This is a genomic window from Bacillus sp. CH_70, assembly GCF_038007045.1.
In the GTDB taxonomy this organism is placed as follows: domain Bacteria; phylum Bacillota; class Bacilli; order Bacillales; family Bacillaceae_G; genus Bacillus_A; species Bacillus_A cereus.
Window position 1 is genome coordinate 943,315 of record NZ_JBBOWL010000001.1, and the last position, 18,759, is coordinate 962,073.

The window sequence follows — 18,759 nt, forward strand, 5'->3', positions numbered from 1 at the left end:
AAATTTAAAATAACACGCCAAAAACCCGGCCAGTCTCCCATATATATTATGAAGGGGCTTTTAATTTTGAACGGAGACGGGAGGAATTAGGATGGCGGTATATCGTAATGTGCAGGTGAATTTTTGGCAGGATGATTTTGTTTTGGATTTGACGCCGGAGGAGCGATATTTTTATGTTTATTTGTTAACTTGTTCGAAGACGACGCAGTGCGGGATTTTTCCTTTTCCGAAGCGGTTAGCTGAGATGGAGACGGGTTATAATCGGGAGACTGTTGATAAGCTTGTGCAGCGCTTTGTTGATTATGGGAAGATTCTTTATGATGCGGAGACGCGGGAGTTATTCGTATTAAATTGGCTTCGTTATAATCCGGTGACGAATACGAATGTGGAGAAGTGTGTGCTTCGTGAGCTTAAGGGTGTGAAGAATAAGGAGTTTGTACATATGTTTCTTCAGAAGTGCGTGGAGGAGGAGCTGAATGTTCCGATGCTTTTAGCGCATTTCGGTATGCCGAGTGATTTGGCTGTGGATGATGTTGAGCCAGTTTGTGAGGAGACAGAGGAAGAAGAGGTTATAGAGGAGGAAACGGGGAGTCGCGTGTTTTCTTTTTATGAGCAACATTTCGGTAGTTTGTCTCCGCATACTGTGGAGGAACTGAGTGCGTGGATGGAAGATTTGTCAGAGGAGCTTGTGCTGAAGGCTCTTCAAATTGCGTTTGAGAATAATAAGCGGACGGTTGCTTATGTGAAGGGGATTTTGAGAGGCTGGCACGGGAAAGGATTTACGAAATTATCTGAGGTTGAGGCGGATACGGAGAGCTTTAGGAAGAAGGAGTCGTCTGTTAGTACGGGGGAGACGGAGGAGTTTTTGGCGAGGTGTGAGGAGTGGGAGAAGAATGCGCCGTCTGAGGAAGAGTTGCAGCGCTTTTTAGCGGAGCGCGGGTGGCGGCCATGAGTATTCAAAATGTGGAGGCGGAAAAGACGGTGTTAGGTTCTCTATTACTTGATGGAGAGCTTATTAAGGAGTGCCGTTTGACGGAGCAGTATTTTTCTCTGTCGGTGCATAAGTCTATATTTCAGTTAATGCGAAAAATGGAAGAAGAGGGGCAACCGATTGATCTTGTGACGTTCATTTCTAGGGTAGATCCAAAGTTTTTAGAGGGGATCGGGGGAATGGAGTATTTTATAGGGTTAATGGATGGTGTGCCGACAACTGCCAACTTCTCTTATTATGAGGGGCTTGTTCGAGGTGCCTGGAAAATGTATCAGGCGGGTGTTCTCGGGCACAAGATGGGCGAGCGCCTTATTGCGGAGAAGAGTGAGAAAATTATTGGTGAGACGATTACGGCACTTTGTGAGTTAGAGGAGAAAGACTCTGTATGTGAGTTTGATTTGAAGGATGCATTAGTTGATTTGTATGAGGAGCTTCATCAAGATGTGAAAGAGATTACTGGTATTGAGTCTGGTTATACATCGTTAAATAAAATGACGTGCGGATTGCAGGAAGGTGATTTTGTCGTTCTTGGTGCGCGTCCTTCTATGGGGAAGACTGCGTTTGCACTAAATGTTGGACTGCATGCGGCGAAGTCTGGAGCGGCGGTTGGATTGTTTTCGTTAGAGATGAGTAGTAAGCAATTGTTAAAAAGGATGGCTTCTTGCATAGGTGAAGTGTCAGGAGGTAGGCTGAAAAATCCGAAGCATCGTTTTGCGATGGAAGATTGGGAGAAGGTAAGTAAGGCGTTTGCGGAGATTGGTGAGTTGCCATTTGAGATTTACGACAATGCAGGTGTTACGGTGCAAGATATTTGGATGCAAACCCGTAAGTTAAAGCGGAAACACGGTGATAAAAAGCTTTTAGTCATTGTAGATTATTTGCAGCTCATTACGGGCGATTCGAAGCATAAGGGTAATAGATTTCAAGAGATTAGTGAAATTTCTCGTAAGCTTAAGGTATTGGCGCGTGAATTAAATGTTTGTGTAGTAGCATTATCGCAATTATCTCGTTCCGTAGAAGCAAGACAAGATAAGCGTCCTCTTTTATCTGATTTAAGAGAGACAGGACAAATTGAACAAGATGCGGATGTCATTATGCTTATGTATCGAGAGGATTATTATGATAAGGAAACGATGCAGAAAGAGATGACGGAGATTCATGTGGCGAAGCATAGGAATGGGCCTGTGGGGAATTTTAAATTGAGGTTTTTGAAGGAGTTTGGGCGATTTGTGGAGATTGGATGATAAAATAGCAGAAGGCATATAAAAAGGTAAAGGAGTGGTTACGGATGACAAAAGTAGGTCGTTTATATGAACAAGAGAAGCAAGAAGAAATTGATAAAGCACTTTCGGCAGCTGGAATGCTTTTTAAAGGAATGAGTGTAGAAGAAATAGCTAAAAAATTAGATGTAACAATTGAAAAGGTGAAAGAGTGGGAGAAGCGTTTATCTCATTAATCGCTGGGGTAATGGCAGCGTCTGTATAAATTTATACAAAAATAGCCGAATATTTATTATATAATAGTCGGCTATTTTTGTACGGAGAAGTTGTTAGATTTAATACGCAAATCTTTTGGTTTGCTCTTGAATATGCTTCTCATTTCCCCATAAAGAAAGACTTTCTTTCTGCAGTAATCCATTGCTGCAAGTCATCTTGGCTACGTCGGACAAGTCGATTTACTAAAACATCATGCCATACATAATCCTCTAATAAGTATATATGAACGGGGTCATCTGTATAAAAAGCAATATTACGCTCTTCAAGTGATGGTCCATAAATCATCTCTTTAGAATCTATCGATACAATAAACCAATGTTCTGTAGACAAGGTTTCTGTATAAGGTGTTATGCGATGGGCTTCTAGATTTTTAATGGGATTTTCAACATGTAGGGTAATACCTTGTATTGTAACTTTATCAGCTACTTCAGATAGATCTTCTTTTAACGCTTCATACATCTCATCCCACATTGAAATGACAATACGTCGTTCTGCTTTTTTTATTAATGCCTGACAATAGCTAATGATTGTTTTATTGTCTTTTAAAGTAATCACTCGATTATCCGTTTTTTCCTCGGAAGTTTCTAGTTTCTTTAATGAATCACTTATTCCTTCATAAGTAGACTGCCATTCTGATTGCGCCTTCTGTAAAAAGATTTCAACAGGTAGAGGTGAATAGCGAGTGGTGTCATTTATTTCTTCCTTCATGACAATTCCTTTTTCTACAAGGTTACCTAAAATCTCATAAATTCGCGCTCTTGGGACACCCGAATCCTTACTCACTTGGTAGGCTGTGACAGGCCCTTGTTTAACAAGAGATACATAAGATTTAGCTTCATATTCATTGAAACCAATTTTTTTAAGCTGTTGCACTATGTAGTCCACTTTTTTCGTCCTCCGATGTTTGCTTTTATATTTCAACGTTACAATAACTGTTTACATTTAGCAAATTATTAGTTACTATTCGAATAGTGACTAAAGGGGAGGTTAATAGTATGGATTTTTATTTAGACCCATCTGTATTAATGATTTTGATTGCTTTTGGATTTTTAGCTGCATTCATTGATTCAGTTGTAGGTGGTGGTGGGCTCATTGCTTTACCAGCTTTATTATTTACAGGACTGAATCCAGCAAGTGCAGTAGCTACGAATAAACTAGCGTCGACAATGGGAAGTGCAACTAGTAATATTGTGTTTTATCGTTCTGGTAATCTTGATTTGAAATCGGCGTTTAAATTAGTTCCGCTCACTTTCATAGGTTCCATAATAGGGGCATGGACCGTTCATTTAATGAATCCAGAAGTACTGAAGCCATTGATGTTGATTATGCTTGGTGCGGTCGCTATTTATACGATATTCAAAAAGGATTGGGGTAGTATTTCCACTCATAAGAAATTGTCTGGTCGACACGTCATTATTTTTACCTTTTTTATTTTTGCTATTGGTTTTTATGATGGATTTCTAGGTCCTGGAACAGGTTCGTTTTTAATGTTTTCTCTTTTATTTATTGGATATGATTTCTTAAAAGCAGCAGGTAATGCGAAGTTTCTTAATTTAGGAAGTAATGTTGGTGCATTGTTGATGTTTATGTATGTAGGGCAAGTAAACTATGCATATGGTTTTATAATGGGGATTGCTCAAATTGCTGGAGGAGTTGTTGGCTCCAAGTTTGCTATAAAAAAAGGAAGCGGGTATGTTCGTGCTCTTTTCATTACAGTAACTTGTTTATTGTTAGCGAAAAATCTGTATGACTATATTCAGTAAGTAATTAAAGAACGTAGAAAAGGTCAAGTATGCAAACTACATCAAGTATAAGAAGATACTAAGGAGAGATTCCTTTTAACATTTTTTAGATGCTACCTTGTTTGAAGATAGCATCTAAAAAAAAATCTAAGTGAAGAGAATGAAAATAATATAAACTCATATTTTTCTGGGGTATGTTTATTGATTATATTGAAATGTTTACTCTATATTCTTCTTATAATTAGGCCTCAACAAACTCTTAAAATCCAACTCAGCAATTAACACACTCAATAATATAAGCGTAGCCCCTAAGTATCCTTTTCCTGTCAGCGTTTCACCTGTGAAAACGAAAGCAAAGCCTGCGGAAAAGACCGGTTCTAATGAAAAAATAAGACCTGTATGGGTAGGTGTAGTGTATTGCTGGGCAATTACTTGCACGATGAATGCGACTGCGGTGCAAAATATGCTTAAAGCTAATATGATTAGCCATGAGTCGATCGTGCTAGGAAGTTTTGGTGTTTCTATAATGAATGAGAAAATAAGACTAAATAGGCCGACGAAACCGAGTTGCACTACTCCAAGTGCAATGGAATTCACATGTTTCGTTACGCTTCCAGTAATGATGACGTGGATCGCATAAAACAGGGCAGACAGTATGCAAAATATATCGCCGTTACCGATTTTGAATTCGCTAGTTAATGTTAATAAGCCGATTCCTATTATCGTTAAAATGATTCCTACTATAACTTTCTTTTCTGGAATGTGTTTTAAAAATATAGCTGATAATATCGGAATGAAGATGACTGTGAGACATAGTAAGAAACCAGCATTAGAAACACTTGTATACTTTGTACCGAAAGTCGCGAAAATGTAAACGATAAATAAGACAGAAGCGAGTATAAATGCATATTTTACAGTTTTAAAATCGATCTTAAATAAATGTTTGTAAAATATTAAACCTGATAAAAGAAAAGCGATAATAAATCGTAATGCGATTAAATTATATTCTTCTATGCCATCAAGTCCAAGCTTTGTAAGTAGGATGGATGCACCCCAAAAGAATGTAACTAGTAGTAGCCCTAAATCCGCTTTTAATTGCAGTTTCATTTCTATTCCCTCGTTATGTATAAAATTTATAATCCCATACCCCTATCCTCATTTTTTATTTTAATATTAATTCCGAATATTTGTAACTTAAATTTATCGACGTTTTATTTCATTGATTTAATGTTATCCGCCGCGAAAACATTAGCGGAGTTAAATCCAAACATGACATTCATTTACGTATCTGGTAGCGGAACAGATAGTACAGAATCAGGACGTAAGATGTGGACGAAGTTTCAGCGTATTTTTTGCGGAAGCAACTTCTGGGTAAGGACAACAAAAAAACCACTCCGCGCCGTAGGAAGCAAAAGGGTGGGTTTCGTAAAAAATAATAACGTATAATAACCACCACCCTATACGGTAGCAGTTAAGGAAGAGATGTTAGCGCATCTCTTCTTTTTATTATATGCCAATTTATTCGCTGTTACACTTATATAGTATTCTACGGAAAATATATCATATTCCTATTTTGTGGTCAATTTGATCCCGCTTTAACGGGCAGTAAGACCCCCACCTCAAAATTCAGTGGAAGCAAAGAAGTTAGGTGGGGGTCGGGCTGTCCGTTAAAGTCCGATTGGTGAGGGCTGATTAAAGTTTCACTTTATTGCATGATTGAAAAGGTGTAGTCTTATTCCTTTTCAAACTGAAAAATATCCCGATTAATAAGTTGATGGAGATACCTATCCATTTCAGCAGCAGAAACTTTTCTTTCACTTTTAAACCACCATGCGCTTAATGAGGTGATTGCCCCTGAATAAAATTCAATGATTAAATCATTGGGCATCGTATGATTTTTGTGCAGTTGATTTAACGCTTCTATTTCTTGTTTTCTCGTTTCGTGACTTAAATGCTGTGTCCGGTTAATAAATTGTTCATCAGACATTTGTGTTTCTAATATTTTACCGATTTCTTCATGGTGTAGAAATTGTTCCATTACTTGAAATGGTTTACTTAATCGATCTGAAACCGGTATTTCAGCAATCATCTTGCTATATCGTTTAAATCCAAATGCTAATAAAGCATCTTTATCTTCGAAGTGTTTATAAAAGGTTGTTCGGTGTACCATTGCGCGGTCACATATTTGGTTAATCGTGATCGTACTATATTTCTGTTTTGATTGCGTCATTAATTCAAATAAGGAATCCCACAGTAATTTATGTGTACGTCTAATACGTAAATCAAGTTGTTTTTCATTATCATTCATCTACAATTCTCCTTTTTTGTAGATTAAATATACAGTGGCTGAAAATTGATTCTCCCTTTTTAATCTACATATGTATATTATATTACATGTGTTCTGGTGTATTTAAAGTTTTTTAAGTAAGAAACAGGAGGAGAATCTGTAAATGAATATGACAACTAAGAGCCCTACAAGTGGCAAAGTTGATACTTCTAATTTGAAACATACCCCCATTTTAATTGCATTACTTTTAGGAGCAATGGTTGCATTATTAAATGAAACATTACTTGGTAATGCGTTAACGGTATTAATGAAAGAATTTGACGTAACCGCTTCAACGATTCAATGGCTTTCTACAGCTTACATGTTAGTAGTTGGGGTCTTAGTTCCAATTACAGCGTTACTTCAGCAATGGCTCACAACGAGACAAATGTTTTTGATCGCTATGGTAACGTTTTTAGTCGGTACATTAATTGCGGGATTCGCACCGACATTTTCCGTTTTATTAATTGGCCGTATCGTCCAAGCTGTAGCGACGGGGTTAATTACACCGTTATTAATGAATACGATTTTAATCATTTGTCCACCTGAAAAACGTGGTGCGACAATGGGATTAATCGCACTCGTGATGATGGCAGCTCCGGCAATTGGCCCTACATTATCTGGAGTAATTGTGGATTCATTAAATTGGCGCTGGTTATTCTATATTGTTATTCCTATCGTGATCATTTCCATTATGATTGGGATGAAGTACATTCAAAATGTTTCAGAGTTAACAAGGCCAAAAGTAGATTACCCATCTATCCTTTTATCGACATTAGGATTTGGCGGGCTTGTGTATAGCTTTAGTGCATCGGGTGATTTAGGATGGTCCGATGCAAAAGTATATGGCACTTTAATTGTTGGGCTTATCTCATTATGTATTTTTGCCGTTCGACAATTGAAAATTGAGAATCCAATTTTAGAATTACGAGCATTTAAAGTTCCGATGTTTACATTATCAGTTGGATTAATTGTCATTGTGATGATGTCGTTATTTTCAACGATGACTTTATTACCGATGTTCCTGCAAACCGTTTTACTCGTTACAGCTTTTAAATCAGGAATTATCATGCTTCCGGGAAGTGTTATTAGCGCCATAATGGGACCAATCGCAGGTAAACTATTTGATAAATTTAGTCCGAAAGTTATTATCGTTCCCGGCATTGTCTTAGTAGGAATTGCAATGTTCTTATTTAAAGGCATTACTCCTGATACATCAATGGTACAAATTATTGTCATGCATAGCGTATTAATGGTTGGACTCATGTTTGTCATGACAGCACAAACATACGGTTTAAATCAATTAACACCAGATTTATATCCGCACGGAACAGCACTATTTAGTACGTTGCAACAAGTAGCTGGTGCAATTGGTACAGCTATCTTTATTTCGAAAATGTCTTCAGGAACAACTAAGTATATGGAAAGCTCCGCAAATCCACTGGATCCAGTAGAGAAGTTAAACGGTTTAACGTCAGGGTTCCAAGGTGCATTTGCACTTGGGTTAATCTTTATTATTGTTGCATTTATCGTATCGTTATTCTTAAAAGAAGAGAAAGAAGGAGTAAAGGCAGCGAGGGTTTTACAGAACGAACATTAAGGTTTATATAAAAAAGACATCTTTCCCTAGAAAAGATGTCTTTTTTATATTTTTTTCGTAACACTTGTTTTGGGTGTCTTCATACATAAGAATTGGTATGTACAATAATTATCCTTTTTGAGAATAAGGATGCAAAGCCGTACTAATAACTAATAGTTCACCAGATGATTTAGTGACATCGTATATAGATCCTGTTATGAGAATAGGCATAGTCATGATTATGAAGTTATTATATTTTTATTAAACGATTTACACGTTTTTTATAGTAACAATTAGAGACTCTTCAATAAAAAGGAATTTAATATGGTATTCTTTAGTTAATATATTTAGACGAAGACAGGGGAAATGAAGATGGACAAGAAGCTAACGTATTGGCTAACATCTATTATAGGTGTAGTAGTACTTGCAACTGGTATGACTTATGGAATGTTACAGTTTGCTGAAGTCCCGCTTGAGAGTGAGGACCATGTTTTTGCAGAGGTTAATAAAGAAGACACACTATCGAATGAAGCAGAAGTGAAAGGCTCAAATGCACAACTTCACATTACAGTAACTTCTACTGAAGAAGAAGTGATTTCAGCTATGCATAGCATGACTCATCAAAAAGTAAAAGCGTGTGAAGGAAAGGGAGCAACCCCTATGTCCAAAAAGAATGCAGAGAAAGTAAGAAACATTCTAAACGGAAACAATTTCAAGAATAAAGAAGAGCTATTAGAAATTACTGAAAGATGGGCAAATAGAGATTTTAGTAAAATTTTAGAAGAACATAACTATTTTATTAAACTTCAAGGTGGCAAGATAGGTGAAGCTACAGTAATGGATAAGATAGACGAGCAAGTATTCTGTCTCAATACTTTCGGTGATGATGTAACGGCCGCATTAGTTAAATCGGGAGATCTTCAGCCACGTTAAAGTGTCTTTCTCAATTATAAGAAAAGCCTCAAGTATTCATATACTTGAGGCTTTTCCAATGGAAAGATAGGAATGATCCGAATTCCTTACATTAAGAACAAAGTGGAATTACTCCTAAACCAATTAATAAAGCTGCAGCAACTGCTGGAATTGGTACAGGAATTTGAATACCTTCTACAAACAAGAAATACTGACCACTTACTATTTTAAAACAAACTAATTGCATGGCTATTCCTCCCTTCTTTTAGAATTAATACATTATATTAATTTATCTATTTATTGTTATAGTCAAATTATTCATTTTTAAAAATATAGTTAATATGTGAATAGTTTTCGAAAGGACCTGCTCAATCAATACGAAAAAACATAAGATGAAACGAATCCATTAAAATACATGAGTGAACCTTAGTTTTCCCCTCTTATCTAAAGGAGGAACTATTATGGGTTACGGTGGTAGTTGTGGCGGTTGTGGCTTTTCTGGAGGCTTTGCTTTATTAGTTGTGTTATTCATTTTATTAATCATCGTTGGAGCTTCTTGCTTCTGCTAAAAACTATTGGAAAAGACACTCATATAGAGTGTCTTTTCTTTCGTGCAAAATGATTCCTGATAATATCCAACTGTATATAGTATACGGTATATTTTTTCCTCATTAGACATATAAAAATGTTGGAGGGATGTTATGAAACTAGTAGGGAAGCACATTTATATTCGGCTTTATAAAACTGCTGATGCTAACGAGTTAGCTAACTTACATATTAGAAATCGCGAATTTTTTCAACGAGTTTGCCCGTTGCTCCCAGAAGTTTTTTATACAGAAGAACATCAAAAAATACGTCTTGAACAAGCTCTAAAAAAGACAGCTGAAGGGCAAGTATACCCTTTTGGAATCTTTTTAAGACAAAATGATAAACTTATCGGAGACATTTCATTAACTCAAATTGTTAGGAGAGACCTCCAAAGCTGTTATACGGGATTTACTTTAGATAAGAAGCATAATGCAAAGGGCTATACAACAGAGGCTCTTCAACTTGTTGTAGATTTTGCTTTTAGGGAATTAAAGCTACATAGAATTGAAGCAGGAGCGATGCTTGATAATTTAGCATCTATTCGTGTATTAGAAAAAGTGGGATTTAAAAAAGAAGGTATAGCGAAAGAAAATATAAGGATTAATGGCAAATGGACAGATCATCAAATATTAGCTATCATCAACAGCTTGGATGTGTAAGTTTATTTTGATTCCAATAAAGATAATCATGTAACTCTTCAAACTCTACCAACAGTTTTATAGGGACCTTTACAATTTTTGAATCAGAAACTAACCTTACAAGTCTTGAAATTCCACCTAACTCTACAATTATTCTATTTGAAAATTTTACAACTAACCACACTAAGACTCTTATTTGTTTTAGTTTTAGCTTTGTATTTGCTGCGTTCGTCACATTGACTAGTAGAACATTTAAATCCACAACTCCACAAACAATTAGATTAACACCAGGGAGATACAAGGACTTTCTTATTTGAGGATGTTAAATGCCACTTCAGTTAACGCCTCATCAAGGCCATTATTTATCCAACAAACAACATATATTTTTTGTGATAAACCAAATTCATATTACTGTGAGAATAGTGATTATGGTTATTAGTAGTTATTAAAGAGGGCCTTGGCTCTTTTTTTATTTTCTTTCGACATAATATGACAATATATGAATTAATAGTTTGGTATTATTATCTAGAAATCTTACATTTATCTACAAATTATTATTGTATTTTTAATTTTTTAAATGTAAAATATTTCAATGTAAATACATACCATTTAGGGGGATAAAGAAATTTATGAAAAAATTATTAGCTTCAGCAACAGCGGTAACACTATTAACAGTGGGGTACAGTTCTTCTGCATTTGCAGCTAAGAGTCCTAATGATACAAAAAACTGTGGCCATTTTAAAAGTCAACAAGATGCTCAAGCATTCTGGGATCAAAATGGATATGGTGTTGGAAATGATCCGCACCGTTTAGATAATGATAAAGACGGCATTCCATGTGAAGATTATAAATATCCAAAGAGCACAAATACTACAACAGAAAATAAAGAAACTACTAAACCTCAAGAACAACCTAAACAAGAAAATACTAAACAGGAAAACACTAAACAAGAACCTGTTAAACAAGAAAACACTAAGCAAGAGAATTCAAAACAAAACAACCAAACAACAAATAATAAACAAGAACAAACTAAGCCTCAAACAACTGCAAAAGAAACAAAGAAAAATACTAATACAGTTGTGAAAAAAGAAACAAAAAAACAAGGTGAAAAATTACCTAATACAGCATCAAACGGTGTTACAATGATGCTAGCAAGCTTAGGATTAGCATTAGCTGGAGCTGTATTAATGTTCCGTCGTAAAAAGACAAACGCATAAAATAGTTCCTTAAAACGGCAGGAGAAATCCTGTCGTTTTCAAATGGAGTGATAAGAGTGAATAAAAAACAATGGATAGGCTTATGTTTAACTGTTATTGGACTTACTATCTTTTCTTATTATTTTCTAGAATGGTATAGTGCTAGACAATCAGCAGAGTCGTTGACAACTAACGAGGCTAAACAATATGAGATCTCCACACCTTCTAAAGAAAATGAAAAGCAAAACATCAATCAAATAGAGACAGAGATAAAGACTGACACTTCATTACAAGAAGAACCTGTACAAATTCCTGCTTCAAAGGTAAACCATCAGTTAGGAGATAAAGTAGCATATTTAATTATCCCTAAAATACAAAAGAAATACTCTATATATTGGGGAGCCGATGATAAAGTACTAAAAAAGGGTGTAGGTATGTTTGTTAGTGACTTAACTACTACACCATCTGGAAATGGTCATACAGTTTTAAGTGGACATAGAGATACTGTTTTTACCGAGCTTGGTCAATTAAAGGAAAATGACCAACTTATCGTGGAATATGAAAATAAAACATATACATATGAAATTAACAAGCATTGGATAACAGATTCAGAAGATCGAACAGTTATTGTAGAAAAAAGTGAGCCAACATTAACATTAACAACTTGTTATCCTTTTGACTATATAGGAGACGCTCCAGATCGGTACATAATTGAAGCATCTCTACTTTCCATTCATTGATGAGGATGGAAAGTCCAATACACATTAGTAAAATTAAAGTGGTTATCGAGTCGGAGAAAGGCACCTTAGAGTGTCTTTTTTTATGTAATTTAGTTGCCCATATGGAAAGTTTGTTATAGTTTTTTGTTTAGCGTGATTTTTTTCGAAATGCTGGCGGCACCCCATCGCTATCAACCTAACAGAACAGGTTGCTCCCAAAAGTTTTTTATACAAAATAACATCAAAAAATAGGTCTTGAACAAGCGTTAAAAAAGAAAGCTGAAGGGCAAGTATACCCTTTTGGAATCTTTTTAAGAGAAAATGATAAAATGAAGATAATATTAGGGAATTGTGAGGATGATTACGTTGCTTACTTTGATAAAATTTGTAGTTAGTTATGCTGCAAGTCTATTTGCTTTTATTTTTGGATGGTTCTTAATTTCATATATTTTTAACCCTAGCTTTATTCACCCAGACGTTTTACAGGGGTTCATAAAAACTATCGTCACTTATGGTAGTATACCAGCTCTTATAGCTTGCCTAATTGGGGAAGTTTTATATAGGAAAATTAAACGATGTCGAGAGTTTCAATTTGGAATTCCTTTATTTATAGGACTAGCAGTTATCTATACACTTATACCATTTCTTTTTCTTTTTACTTTTACTTTTTCATATTTCTTTGACTTCGTTGCACCTGTTATTATGGGTTCCTTAGCATTTTATTTAGTACGTAGAAAAATATAATTTTCGTTTTGATGCATTATAATAGCTATCTCTGAATCACCAGTTTCAAAAAGCCTTCACGCAATGATAATTGCATGAAGGCTTTTGATGTTTTCTTATTTTTTTGTCTCGTTAACCCATGTAATAATGTCCTGGATGACGTATTCGGGAACGTTAGCAGGGATTTCGTATTCACTAGGAAGACTTAATTCTCCGTCACCCTCCGTGAAGAAATGATTCAATTTCGGGTATTTTTTGAACTGAACATTCCCGCGGTTTGCAAGCCCTTCTTGCCATTTTGTATATTCATTTTTTACTGTTACTTGATAATCGCGTGCTCCTTGCAAAATGAGTAAAGGCTCTTTTCGTGATTTTGTCTCTTCAACTGGACGCCACCTAGAAACATCATACATAAAATGAGGTGACCCAAAATTGTAGCCAGCTGGAGGATGGTCAGGATTGAAAGTAGGATCCTGAATAAAAGCAGCCTGTCTTTTTAGTTCATCGATTTCTTGCTTTGACGCCCCAAGGTATTCATACTGATCAATGGCAATGTCAGTCAAAGGGCGTGCAGGTGGTGCGAGTAAGATACTTCCTCGGACAAGTGAGGAAGGCGCTTTGCTCAGTATACGCGGCATTGTGCCGGCTCCTAGGCTATGTCCAAGAATGAAAATATTATTTGGATCAATGCCTTCCTGCTGCGCTGCTGATTTTGCTGCATAGATAGCATCATCTGTAGTGTCACGGTCTAACGTAACGGGTTCTGCACTCATCTTTAATGCATGTTCTAAGGTGCGTTTTTCATAGCGCAACACTGCAATTCCGTTGGATGAAAGGCCCACCGCAATGTCTCGTAAGATTTTTGTTCCCATATATGTGCTATCGCGATCATGGATGCCAGCACCATGAACAAGAACAACTACGGGCAGCTTTTCACCAGGCTTATGTTTCGGAACTGTTAATGTGGCTGGTAACGGATAGGTAGAATTTCCAATGACGATTTCACGTTCTTGATAGGAGTCAGGTTGATCATAGCTAGGATGGGGGATGGTAAAAGATTCCTCGGGTGGCCTTTCTCCAATTTCATCTACTTTCCCGCCAGGTGTGAATTTAAGGAGTAGCGGTATGGTAGTTCCTTCGGTAGCTGCTGGAATTTCTACCGTCTGATGGACCAAGTTTCGTTCTTTTATCACGGGGGTTCCCATGCTTTTTATCCCGCTCCAGCCACTTTTTGTCCACCAGTTTTGTAATGTGGTTGCTGTAAACTTAGATTGAAAAGCAGTAGACGTCAACTGGAGTGCCTCTGCATACTTACCTTGCTGGAGATATTCAAAAAATAATGATGTACGCTCCGTTAAAGAGACTAGTTTCTTTTCAGCAGATTGTTTCTCACGTGTATCTGCGTGAATAGTTGTTGTAAGCGGGAAAGATGAAACGCCTAAAGAAAAGAGTAGGGTAAAGGTAAGTACTGATCTTTGTATTTTCTTTTTTTTATTCATGTTTTAACCTCCAATATGTGATGGTAAAAAACAGGTAGGGTAATTAGGGTTCTGGTGCGAAAACTTAAAAATATTTGCAAGCAATCTCCAAAACTTGGACATACTCATATTATTATTCTAAAAAAACGTAGATTTCTTCTCTTGTCACATGCATATTAATCCCAGAAATAATCTTTCTTCCTTCACTTTATATTTTGATTATACGAAACAAAGTTCTCGTTTTTCTTACTTGATACTTACAAATTCCTTAAGTAGGGGATATTTTAAAATCTTAGCTTGATCAATATGTAGAAGTACTCCTATGTTAAGAGATAGCTTAAGGACCAAGGATTATATTGTTTTTATGAAGAGTTGATGTTATGTTTGTTTTGTAACATATGGTGTTTTATGTATGTAGGAGGATTTATTGAAGAAATTATTAATATTTTTTTTATTAGCTACATTTTGTCTACAGATTACAGGATGTTCTAATAATATGGGTACACTAAGGGAGAAGTCTAAAACTTCAGCACCTGTGAAGTCTAAACGCATCAATAAAGGGTGGTACAAACATATGTAATAGTTTGTATCACCCTTTGTTGATGTTAGAAGTCATAAAGAAAAGGTTGTAGATATTTTTCATAAAGAAAAGACACCCTAAGGTGCCTTCCTTCGACTTGAACCATCTTAATTTTAATAATATATTGGACTCCCATCCAAATATTATTTTACCATGTTAAGTTGTTTTATTCATTGAGAAATATAGTTTTAACCTATATTTAAAAGAATTATATCGATTTGAACCAACTAATAATTAGGGGGAAGCTGACATGCTGAGCTAATATTATACTATCCCCAGAACGGAAATTATGAGCAATATGTATATGAGTCACATATCAAAAAAAAGACACTCTCAAGAGTGCCTCTCCTTAGCAGCCGAATCCGCCGCCCCAACAGCTAGCGCCAACGATGATTAATAAGATGAAGAGCACAACAAGTAAGGCAAATCCGCCGCCGAAACCACAGCCTCCACCACAACTACCTCCATAGCCCATATTAACTCCTCCTTCCATAAAGACCATTTATTAATGGATTTAATTTAATTTATGTTTTTAAGGATGAATGGAGCAGGTCCTTAAAAAAATAAAAGAACTTTGGAAGTTAAAAAGAGTTGACGACCTTATTTTTGTCACCGGTATTTCGTCTGCTACATATTGTATTTTATTCTGTGTATTGGGGGGAGGAGGATCTTATGGCTAATTCTGAGATGATTTTACGTTTACTTACGGATTTAAAGATTGAACAGCAAGCCTTAAAAGAGCAGTTGGAAAAAATACAAACAGCTGTGAATACTCTTGAAGAAAAATCAGCAATTGTGAAAGAAAAACCAAAGACTATTGAAGAAAAACCAGCTGTTGCTGCTGCAAAGCAAAGAGCTCATTCTGGACACCCAACATCTTTTCGTGCTTGGAGAGCATCTGCTCAAAGAAATTCATAAAAATATAAGAAAAGAAGACATCTAGTAAGATGTCTTCTTTTGCTTGTACAATCCAAATGAGTTAAGAAGGTATATCCATATTGCTTTAAAAATAAGAAGAAAATAACGATTGTCGACTCCTATTTTAGTATAGCGTATAATAATCTATATATTTATGTAATTTTACATAAATATATAGATTATATAATATAAAGCGTATATATTTTAGTTGTCTGTTATTTGTTTTAATTCATTTATTCTTATTATTTTTTAAGAGCCCCAGTAATGGGGCCTTTTTATAATTGTGTTAAAGTGGAAACCCCTCAAGCATAAAGAGGGGTTACATAACTAGGAAAATAGTTATTTGTGTTTAATGAGATGAAGTTCAGGGTGTTGTTTTTGAATTTCTTCTAAATGATTTTCGCTTTTGCCTTTTAAATTTTGATCGAAGAAGCTAGTTACAAGTTTATTAATCAGTTTGTAGTTTGTGGCTACATCTTCGTCTGGTTCATTAATAATAGGTGAAAATGCTGCTAAATCTGTAAAACTAGTATGGTTTGTTTTTGGAATTACCACTGTGTACACGCCCGGTTTTTCAATCGTTTTATTTCTTAAATAGGATATTTCCAATAGTTCATTTTGGACTCCGGTTGTCTTTTGATTCTTAGCTTCTTTCATATAATGAATCGTAGCCTCAGCATTCATCAACATGAATGGTTTCTGAGGACCGTCTTTAGGCATTGGATCGCCAAACAATCCGCCATCCATATCAATTGCAGCTTTAATACGCGTATCCTTTACTAACATTTGTGCGGAAGTTGCTCCGCCAAAAGAGTGACCGAACATTCCAATTTTGTCATAGTTAATTAAGTCTGCAATAGTTTTAAAACTTTTATCGAAATTACCTTCTATTACTTCGTTTAAAACAAAAGTAGTATCCTGTTCCCATTTTTGAACTATGGTATTTAAGGCCGTAGGTGTATTTTCAATTGGTATAGAGTCTACACGGTTTCCGTTAGGGAAAATCGTTGTTGCTGCATATCCTGTGAAGTTAAGAGCAATGATTACATAACCTTGACTAGCTAGCTCTTCTAACTGGAATGTATTTTGTTGACCATATAATCCCATCCCATGGCCGAATAAAAGGAGGGGGAATTTTTCTTTATCTTGAAGGGGCTTAGCATCTTGATAAGAGTGTGTTTTTGTTAGCCCTAAATGTGTCGTTACGATATACGGTGCACCGTTTGTTACTGCCAATTGTTCAGCCAGCTCGTTTATGTTCTCAAAATAGGCAGAAGGATTCCCTGATCCCTTTTCGGCAGGATAGTATACTTTTATCATTAACTCACGATTTCCATGATTATTTGGTACAGTTGTTTCTTTTCGATTTGTATCAATTAAATGAAAAGCTTTCGTTCCTACTATATATTTTCCAGTAGGCTCTGGGAGTGTTATGATCGGAAAAAGTAAAGGTAATGTAAACATTGCGATAGCAGTTACGATAATTCCTAAACCTTTTAAAACTTTCATCACTAACTTTTTAGAAACGGCTGTAGTTTTTGGTTTCAAAAAAACTTGTAATGTTAAAACGAACAATAAGAAATAGGCGGGAATCATGCGCCAGTTTGCACCAATTACAATGATGGTGACAAATAATAATGCATAATTTATTAGTAAAATGACTCCATTTTTTTTCGTCAAACCCCGTTTGATAAAGATGGGAATGATACTAGATAAAAGTAATACAGCAACAAAAATGATTTCTAACATTTTTAGCTCCTTTCCTAATCAATATAGATATAGATTGATAATTTATAATCTTCCCAATTATATAACTATAATTGATGATTGTATGCATGTAAGTAAGTTTAGAATGTTTTTATATGACATTTAAAAAAGTACTCATACGAGTACTTTTTCTTAAATGAATTATTATTTATTTTTAAACCGTTCCCCATAAATGATAAACCATTCCACTAACAAAAAACACTAATCCTAAAAATAAAACAATTAAAGCAAGAATTCCATTTTTATTATGTTCCATAAAATAAGCTCCTTTTTCATTTACTTACATACAAAAAGCCTTTAGTCGTAATTATGGCTAAAGGCTGTAATCTTCATACTTTGTAGTTTATAAAAAAGTTGCACTTCTGTATTAATCTGGAATATGATTGTTTAAAGAGAAGGTGATGAGTACATGCAGGAAATAAAACAATTCCCGCTTATATCTGGAAATCCCTCATTAGATTTAGTAAATACAGAGCTAGTTAGGCGTGGACAACGTTATGATTTATTAATAACAAATGAAGATGTATTAGAATGGCTACATGTAATAAAGGTTAATCTTCCTTTTTGGAATGAAAAAACACTTATAGGAATTCAGAAGCGAATGGATCAAGTTACATCTAGCATATTAGAGGTAAGAGAAGTATTGAGAAAACAGTTTGAGGCAATTGCTGATCAGCAAGAAATTTCTAATGATTTTATTACGTATTTAGAAAAACAAATTGAGAAGGCACCATTTACATATAAAATCATTGAACAGCAGCTAGTATCTATCCCAGTTGGAGAAATCGAGGATGTACTCGCATCGTTAATTGCATTTGACGCTTTAACGTTAATAGCAGAAAATAAGCTTATTTCCCTTAAAAGGTGTTCAAATCCTGACTGTGTTTTATTATTTATAGATAAGAGTGGAAAACGAAAATGGTGTTCTATGAAAATATGTGGGAACCGGAAAAAGGTAGCAAAATTTCAGGATCGAAAATTTGAAGAAGTTTAGAGAATCAACTTATAACAGTTGATTCTTTTTTTGTATTTTAAAACTAACCCCTTAAATTAATATTTACAGGTTAGTTATGTCGAGTTATAATTGTTGGTAAATAAAGGAGGAG

Annotated in this window: 20 protein-coding genes and 1 pseudogene; 14 read left to right on the top strand and 7 right to left on the bottom strand. The window is 35.4% G+C overall.

The window, feature by feature from the left end; genetic code table 11:
* Positions 1-91: 91 nt before the first annotated feature.
* The 3 genes from N2V79_RS04750 to N2V79_RS04760 are packed head-to-tail and all read left to right on the top strand — an operon-like array spanning position 92 to position 2,447.
* The gene (locus tag N2V79_RS04750) at positions 92-952 is read left to right on the top strand and encodes a DnaD domain-containing protein (RefSeq protein ID WP_340719620.1); all 861 of its coding nucleotides are present in this window, start codon (positions 92-94) and stop codon (positions 950-952) included.
* On the top strand, positions 949-2,235 hold the full coding sequence (dnaB, locus tag N2V79_RS04755) for a replicative DNA helicase (protein WP_340719621.1): 1,287 nt from the start codon (positions 949-951) through the stop codon (positions 2,233-2,235). Before N2V79_RS04750 ends, dnaB begins: the two co-directional genes overlap by 4 nt.
* 44 nt (positions 2,236-2,279) lie before the next feature.
* Positions 2,280-2,447 (top strand): hypothetical protein, encoded by a 168-nt coding sequence (locus N2V79_RS04760; protein ID WP_000169783.1) that lies wholly within the window; start codon positions 2,280-2,282, stop codon positions 2,445-2,447.
* 139 nt (positions 2,448-2,586) lie between these two features.
* Here the strand turns inward: N2V79_RS04760 and N2V79_RS04765 are convergent, their stop codons facing one another.
* Entirely contained in the window at positions 2,587-3,372 is a 786-nt protein-coding gene (locus N2V79_RS04765; protein ID WP_000384585.1) for a TrmB family transcriptional regulator, read from the bottom strand.
* 110 nt (positions 3,373-3,482) lie between these two features.
* Between N2V79_RS04765 and N2V79_RS04770 the strand changes: the two genes are divergently transcribed.
* Entirely contained in the window at positions 3,483-4,250 is a 768-nt protein-coding gene (locus N2V79_RS04770) for a TSUP family transporter (protein ID WP_340719622.1), read from the top strand.
* 198 nt (positions 4,251-4,448) lie between these two features.
* On the opposite strand, the gene N2V79_RS04775 is transcribed toward N2V79_RS04770, so the two are convergent.
* The gene (locus N2V79_RS04775) at positions 4,449-5,336 is read right to left on the bottom strand and encodes a DMT family transporter (protein ID WP_059304083.1); all 888 of its coding nucleotides are present in this window, start codon (positions 5,334-5,336) and stop codon (positions 4,449-4,451) included.
* 625 nt (positions 5,337-5,961) lie between these two features.
* Positions 5,962-6,537, bottom strand: a complete 576-nt coding sequence (locus N2V79_RS04780; RefSeq protein WP_053565121.1) for a TetR/AcrR family transcriptional regulator — start codon at positions 6,535-6,537, stop codon at positions 5,962-5,964.
* Between the two features lie 142 nt (positions 6,538-6,679).
* On the opposite strand from N2V79_RS04780, the gene N2V79_RS04785 reads away from it, so the two are divergent.
* Both N2V79_RS04785 and N2V79_RS04790 read left to right on the top strand, forming a co-directional pair.
* Entirely contained in the window at positions 6,680-8,155 is a 1,476-nt protein-coding gene (locus N2V79_RS04785) for an MDR family MFS transporter (RefSeq protein ID WP_001057560.1), read from the top strand.
* A 351-nt stretch (positions 8,156-8,506) separates the two neighbouring features.
* Positions 8,507-9,067: a PRK06770 family protein gene (locus N2V79_RS04790; protein WP_340719623.1), complete on the top strand. Its 561-nt coding sequence runs from the start codon at positions 8,507-8,509 to the stop codon at positions 9,065-9,067.
* Positions 9,068-9,158: 91 nt separating this feature from the next.
* On the opposite strand, the gene N2V79_RS04795 is transcribed toward N2V79_RS04790, so the two are convergent.
* Positions 9,159-9,293: a hypothetical protein gene (locus tag N2V79_RS04795; protein WP_001177693.1), complete on the bottom strand. Its 135-nt coding sequence runs from the start codon at positions 9,291-9,293 to the stop codon at positions 9,159-9,161.
* A 214-nt stretch (positions 9,294-9,507) separates the two neighbouring features.
* Between N2V79_RS04795 and N2V79_RS04800 the strand changes: the two genes are divergently transcribed.
* The 6 genes and pseudogenes from N2V79_RS04800 (at position 9,508) to N2V79_RS04825 (ending at position 12,931) form a co-directional block, all read left to right on the top strand.
* Entirely contained in the window at positions 9,508-9,615 is a 108-nt protein-coding gene (locus tag N2V79_RS04800; protein WP_000540375.1) for a YjcZ family sporulation protein, read from the top strand.
* 132 nt (positions 9,616-9,747) lie between these two features.
* Entirely contained in the window at positions 9,748-10,293 is a 546-nt protein-coding gene (locus tag N2V79_RS04805) for a GNAT family N-acetyltransferase (RefSeq protein ID WP_340719624.1), read from the top strand.
* Between the two features lie 608 nt (positions 10,294-10,901).
* Positions 10,902-11,489, top strand: coding sequence for an excalibur calcium-binding domain-containing protein (locus tag N2V79_RS04810; protein ID WP_000734535.1), 588 nt, complete (start codon positions 10,902-10,904; stop codon positions 11,487-11,489).
* Positions 11,490-11,545: 56 nt separating this feature from the next.
* A complete protein-coding gene (locus N2V79_RS04815) occupies positions 11,546-12,208 on the top strand; it encodes a class D sortase (RefSeq protein ID WP_065228392.1) in 663 nt (220 codons plus the stop codon).
* A 188-nt stretch (positions 12,209-12,396) separates the two neighbouring features.
* A pseudogene (locus N2V79_RS04820) lies at positions 12,397-12,516 on the top strand (GNAT family N-acetyltransferase); the annotation flags it as partial.
* A gap of 28 nt (positions 12,517-12,544) precedes the next feature.
* Positions 12,545-12,931 (top strand): hypothetical protein, encoded by a 387-nt coding sequence (locus N2V79_RS04825; RefSeq protein ID WP_053565118.1) that lies wholly within the window; start codon positions 12,545-12,547, stop codon positions 12,929-12,931.
* 95 nt (positions 12,932-13,026) lie between these two features.
* Here the strand turns inward: N2V79_RS04825 and N2V79_RS04830 are convergent, their stop codons facing one another.
* Positions 13,027-14,409 carry an alpha/beta hydrolase gene (locus N2V79_RS04830; RefSeq protein ID WP_340719625.1) on the bottom strand — a complete coding sequence of 461 codons (1,383 nt, stop codon included), beginning with the start codon at positions 14,407-14,409 and terminating at the stop codon, positions 13,027-13,029.
* A 908-nt stretch (positions 14,410-15,317) separates the two neighbouring features.
* Complete coding sequence (locus N2V79_RS04835; RefSeq protein ID WP_000540377.1) at positions 15,318-15,443, bottom strand: YjcZ family sporulation protein; 126 nt, start codon at positions 15,441-15,443, stop codon at positions 15,318-15,320.
* A gap of 197 nt (positions 15,444-15,640) precedes the next feature.
* Between N2V79_RS04835 and N2V79_RS04840 the strand changes: the two genes are divergently transcribed.
* Positions 15,641-15,886 (top strand): hypothetical protein, encoded by a 246-nt coding sequence (locus N2V79_RS04840; protein WP_000013671.1) that lies wholly within the window; start codon positions 15,641-15,643, stop codon positions 15,884-15,886.
* Positions 15,887-16,225: 339 nt separating this feature from the next.
* On the opposite strand, the gene N2V79_RS04845 is transcribed toward N2V79_RS04840, so the two are convergent.
* Complete coding sequence (locus tag N2V79_RS04845) at positions 16,226-17,635, bottom strand: alpha/beta hydrolase family protein (RefSeq protein ID WP_340719626.1); 1,410 nt, start codon at positions 17,633-17,635, stop codon at positions 16,226-16,228.
* Between the two features lie 427 nt (positions 17,636-18,062).
* Here N2V79_RS04845 and N2V79_RS04850 point away from each other — a divergent pair, with 427 nt between their 5' ends.
* On the top strand, positions 18,063-18,647 hold the full coding sequence (locus tag N2V79_RS04850) for a CGNR zinc finger domain-containing protein (protein WP_197234185.1): 585 nt from the start codon (positions 18,063-18,065) through the stop codon (positions 18,645-18,647).
* Positions 18,648-18,759: the final 112 nt, after the last annotated feature.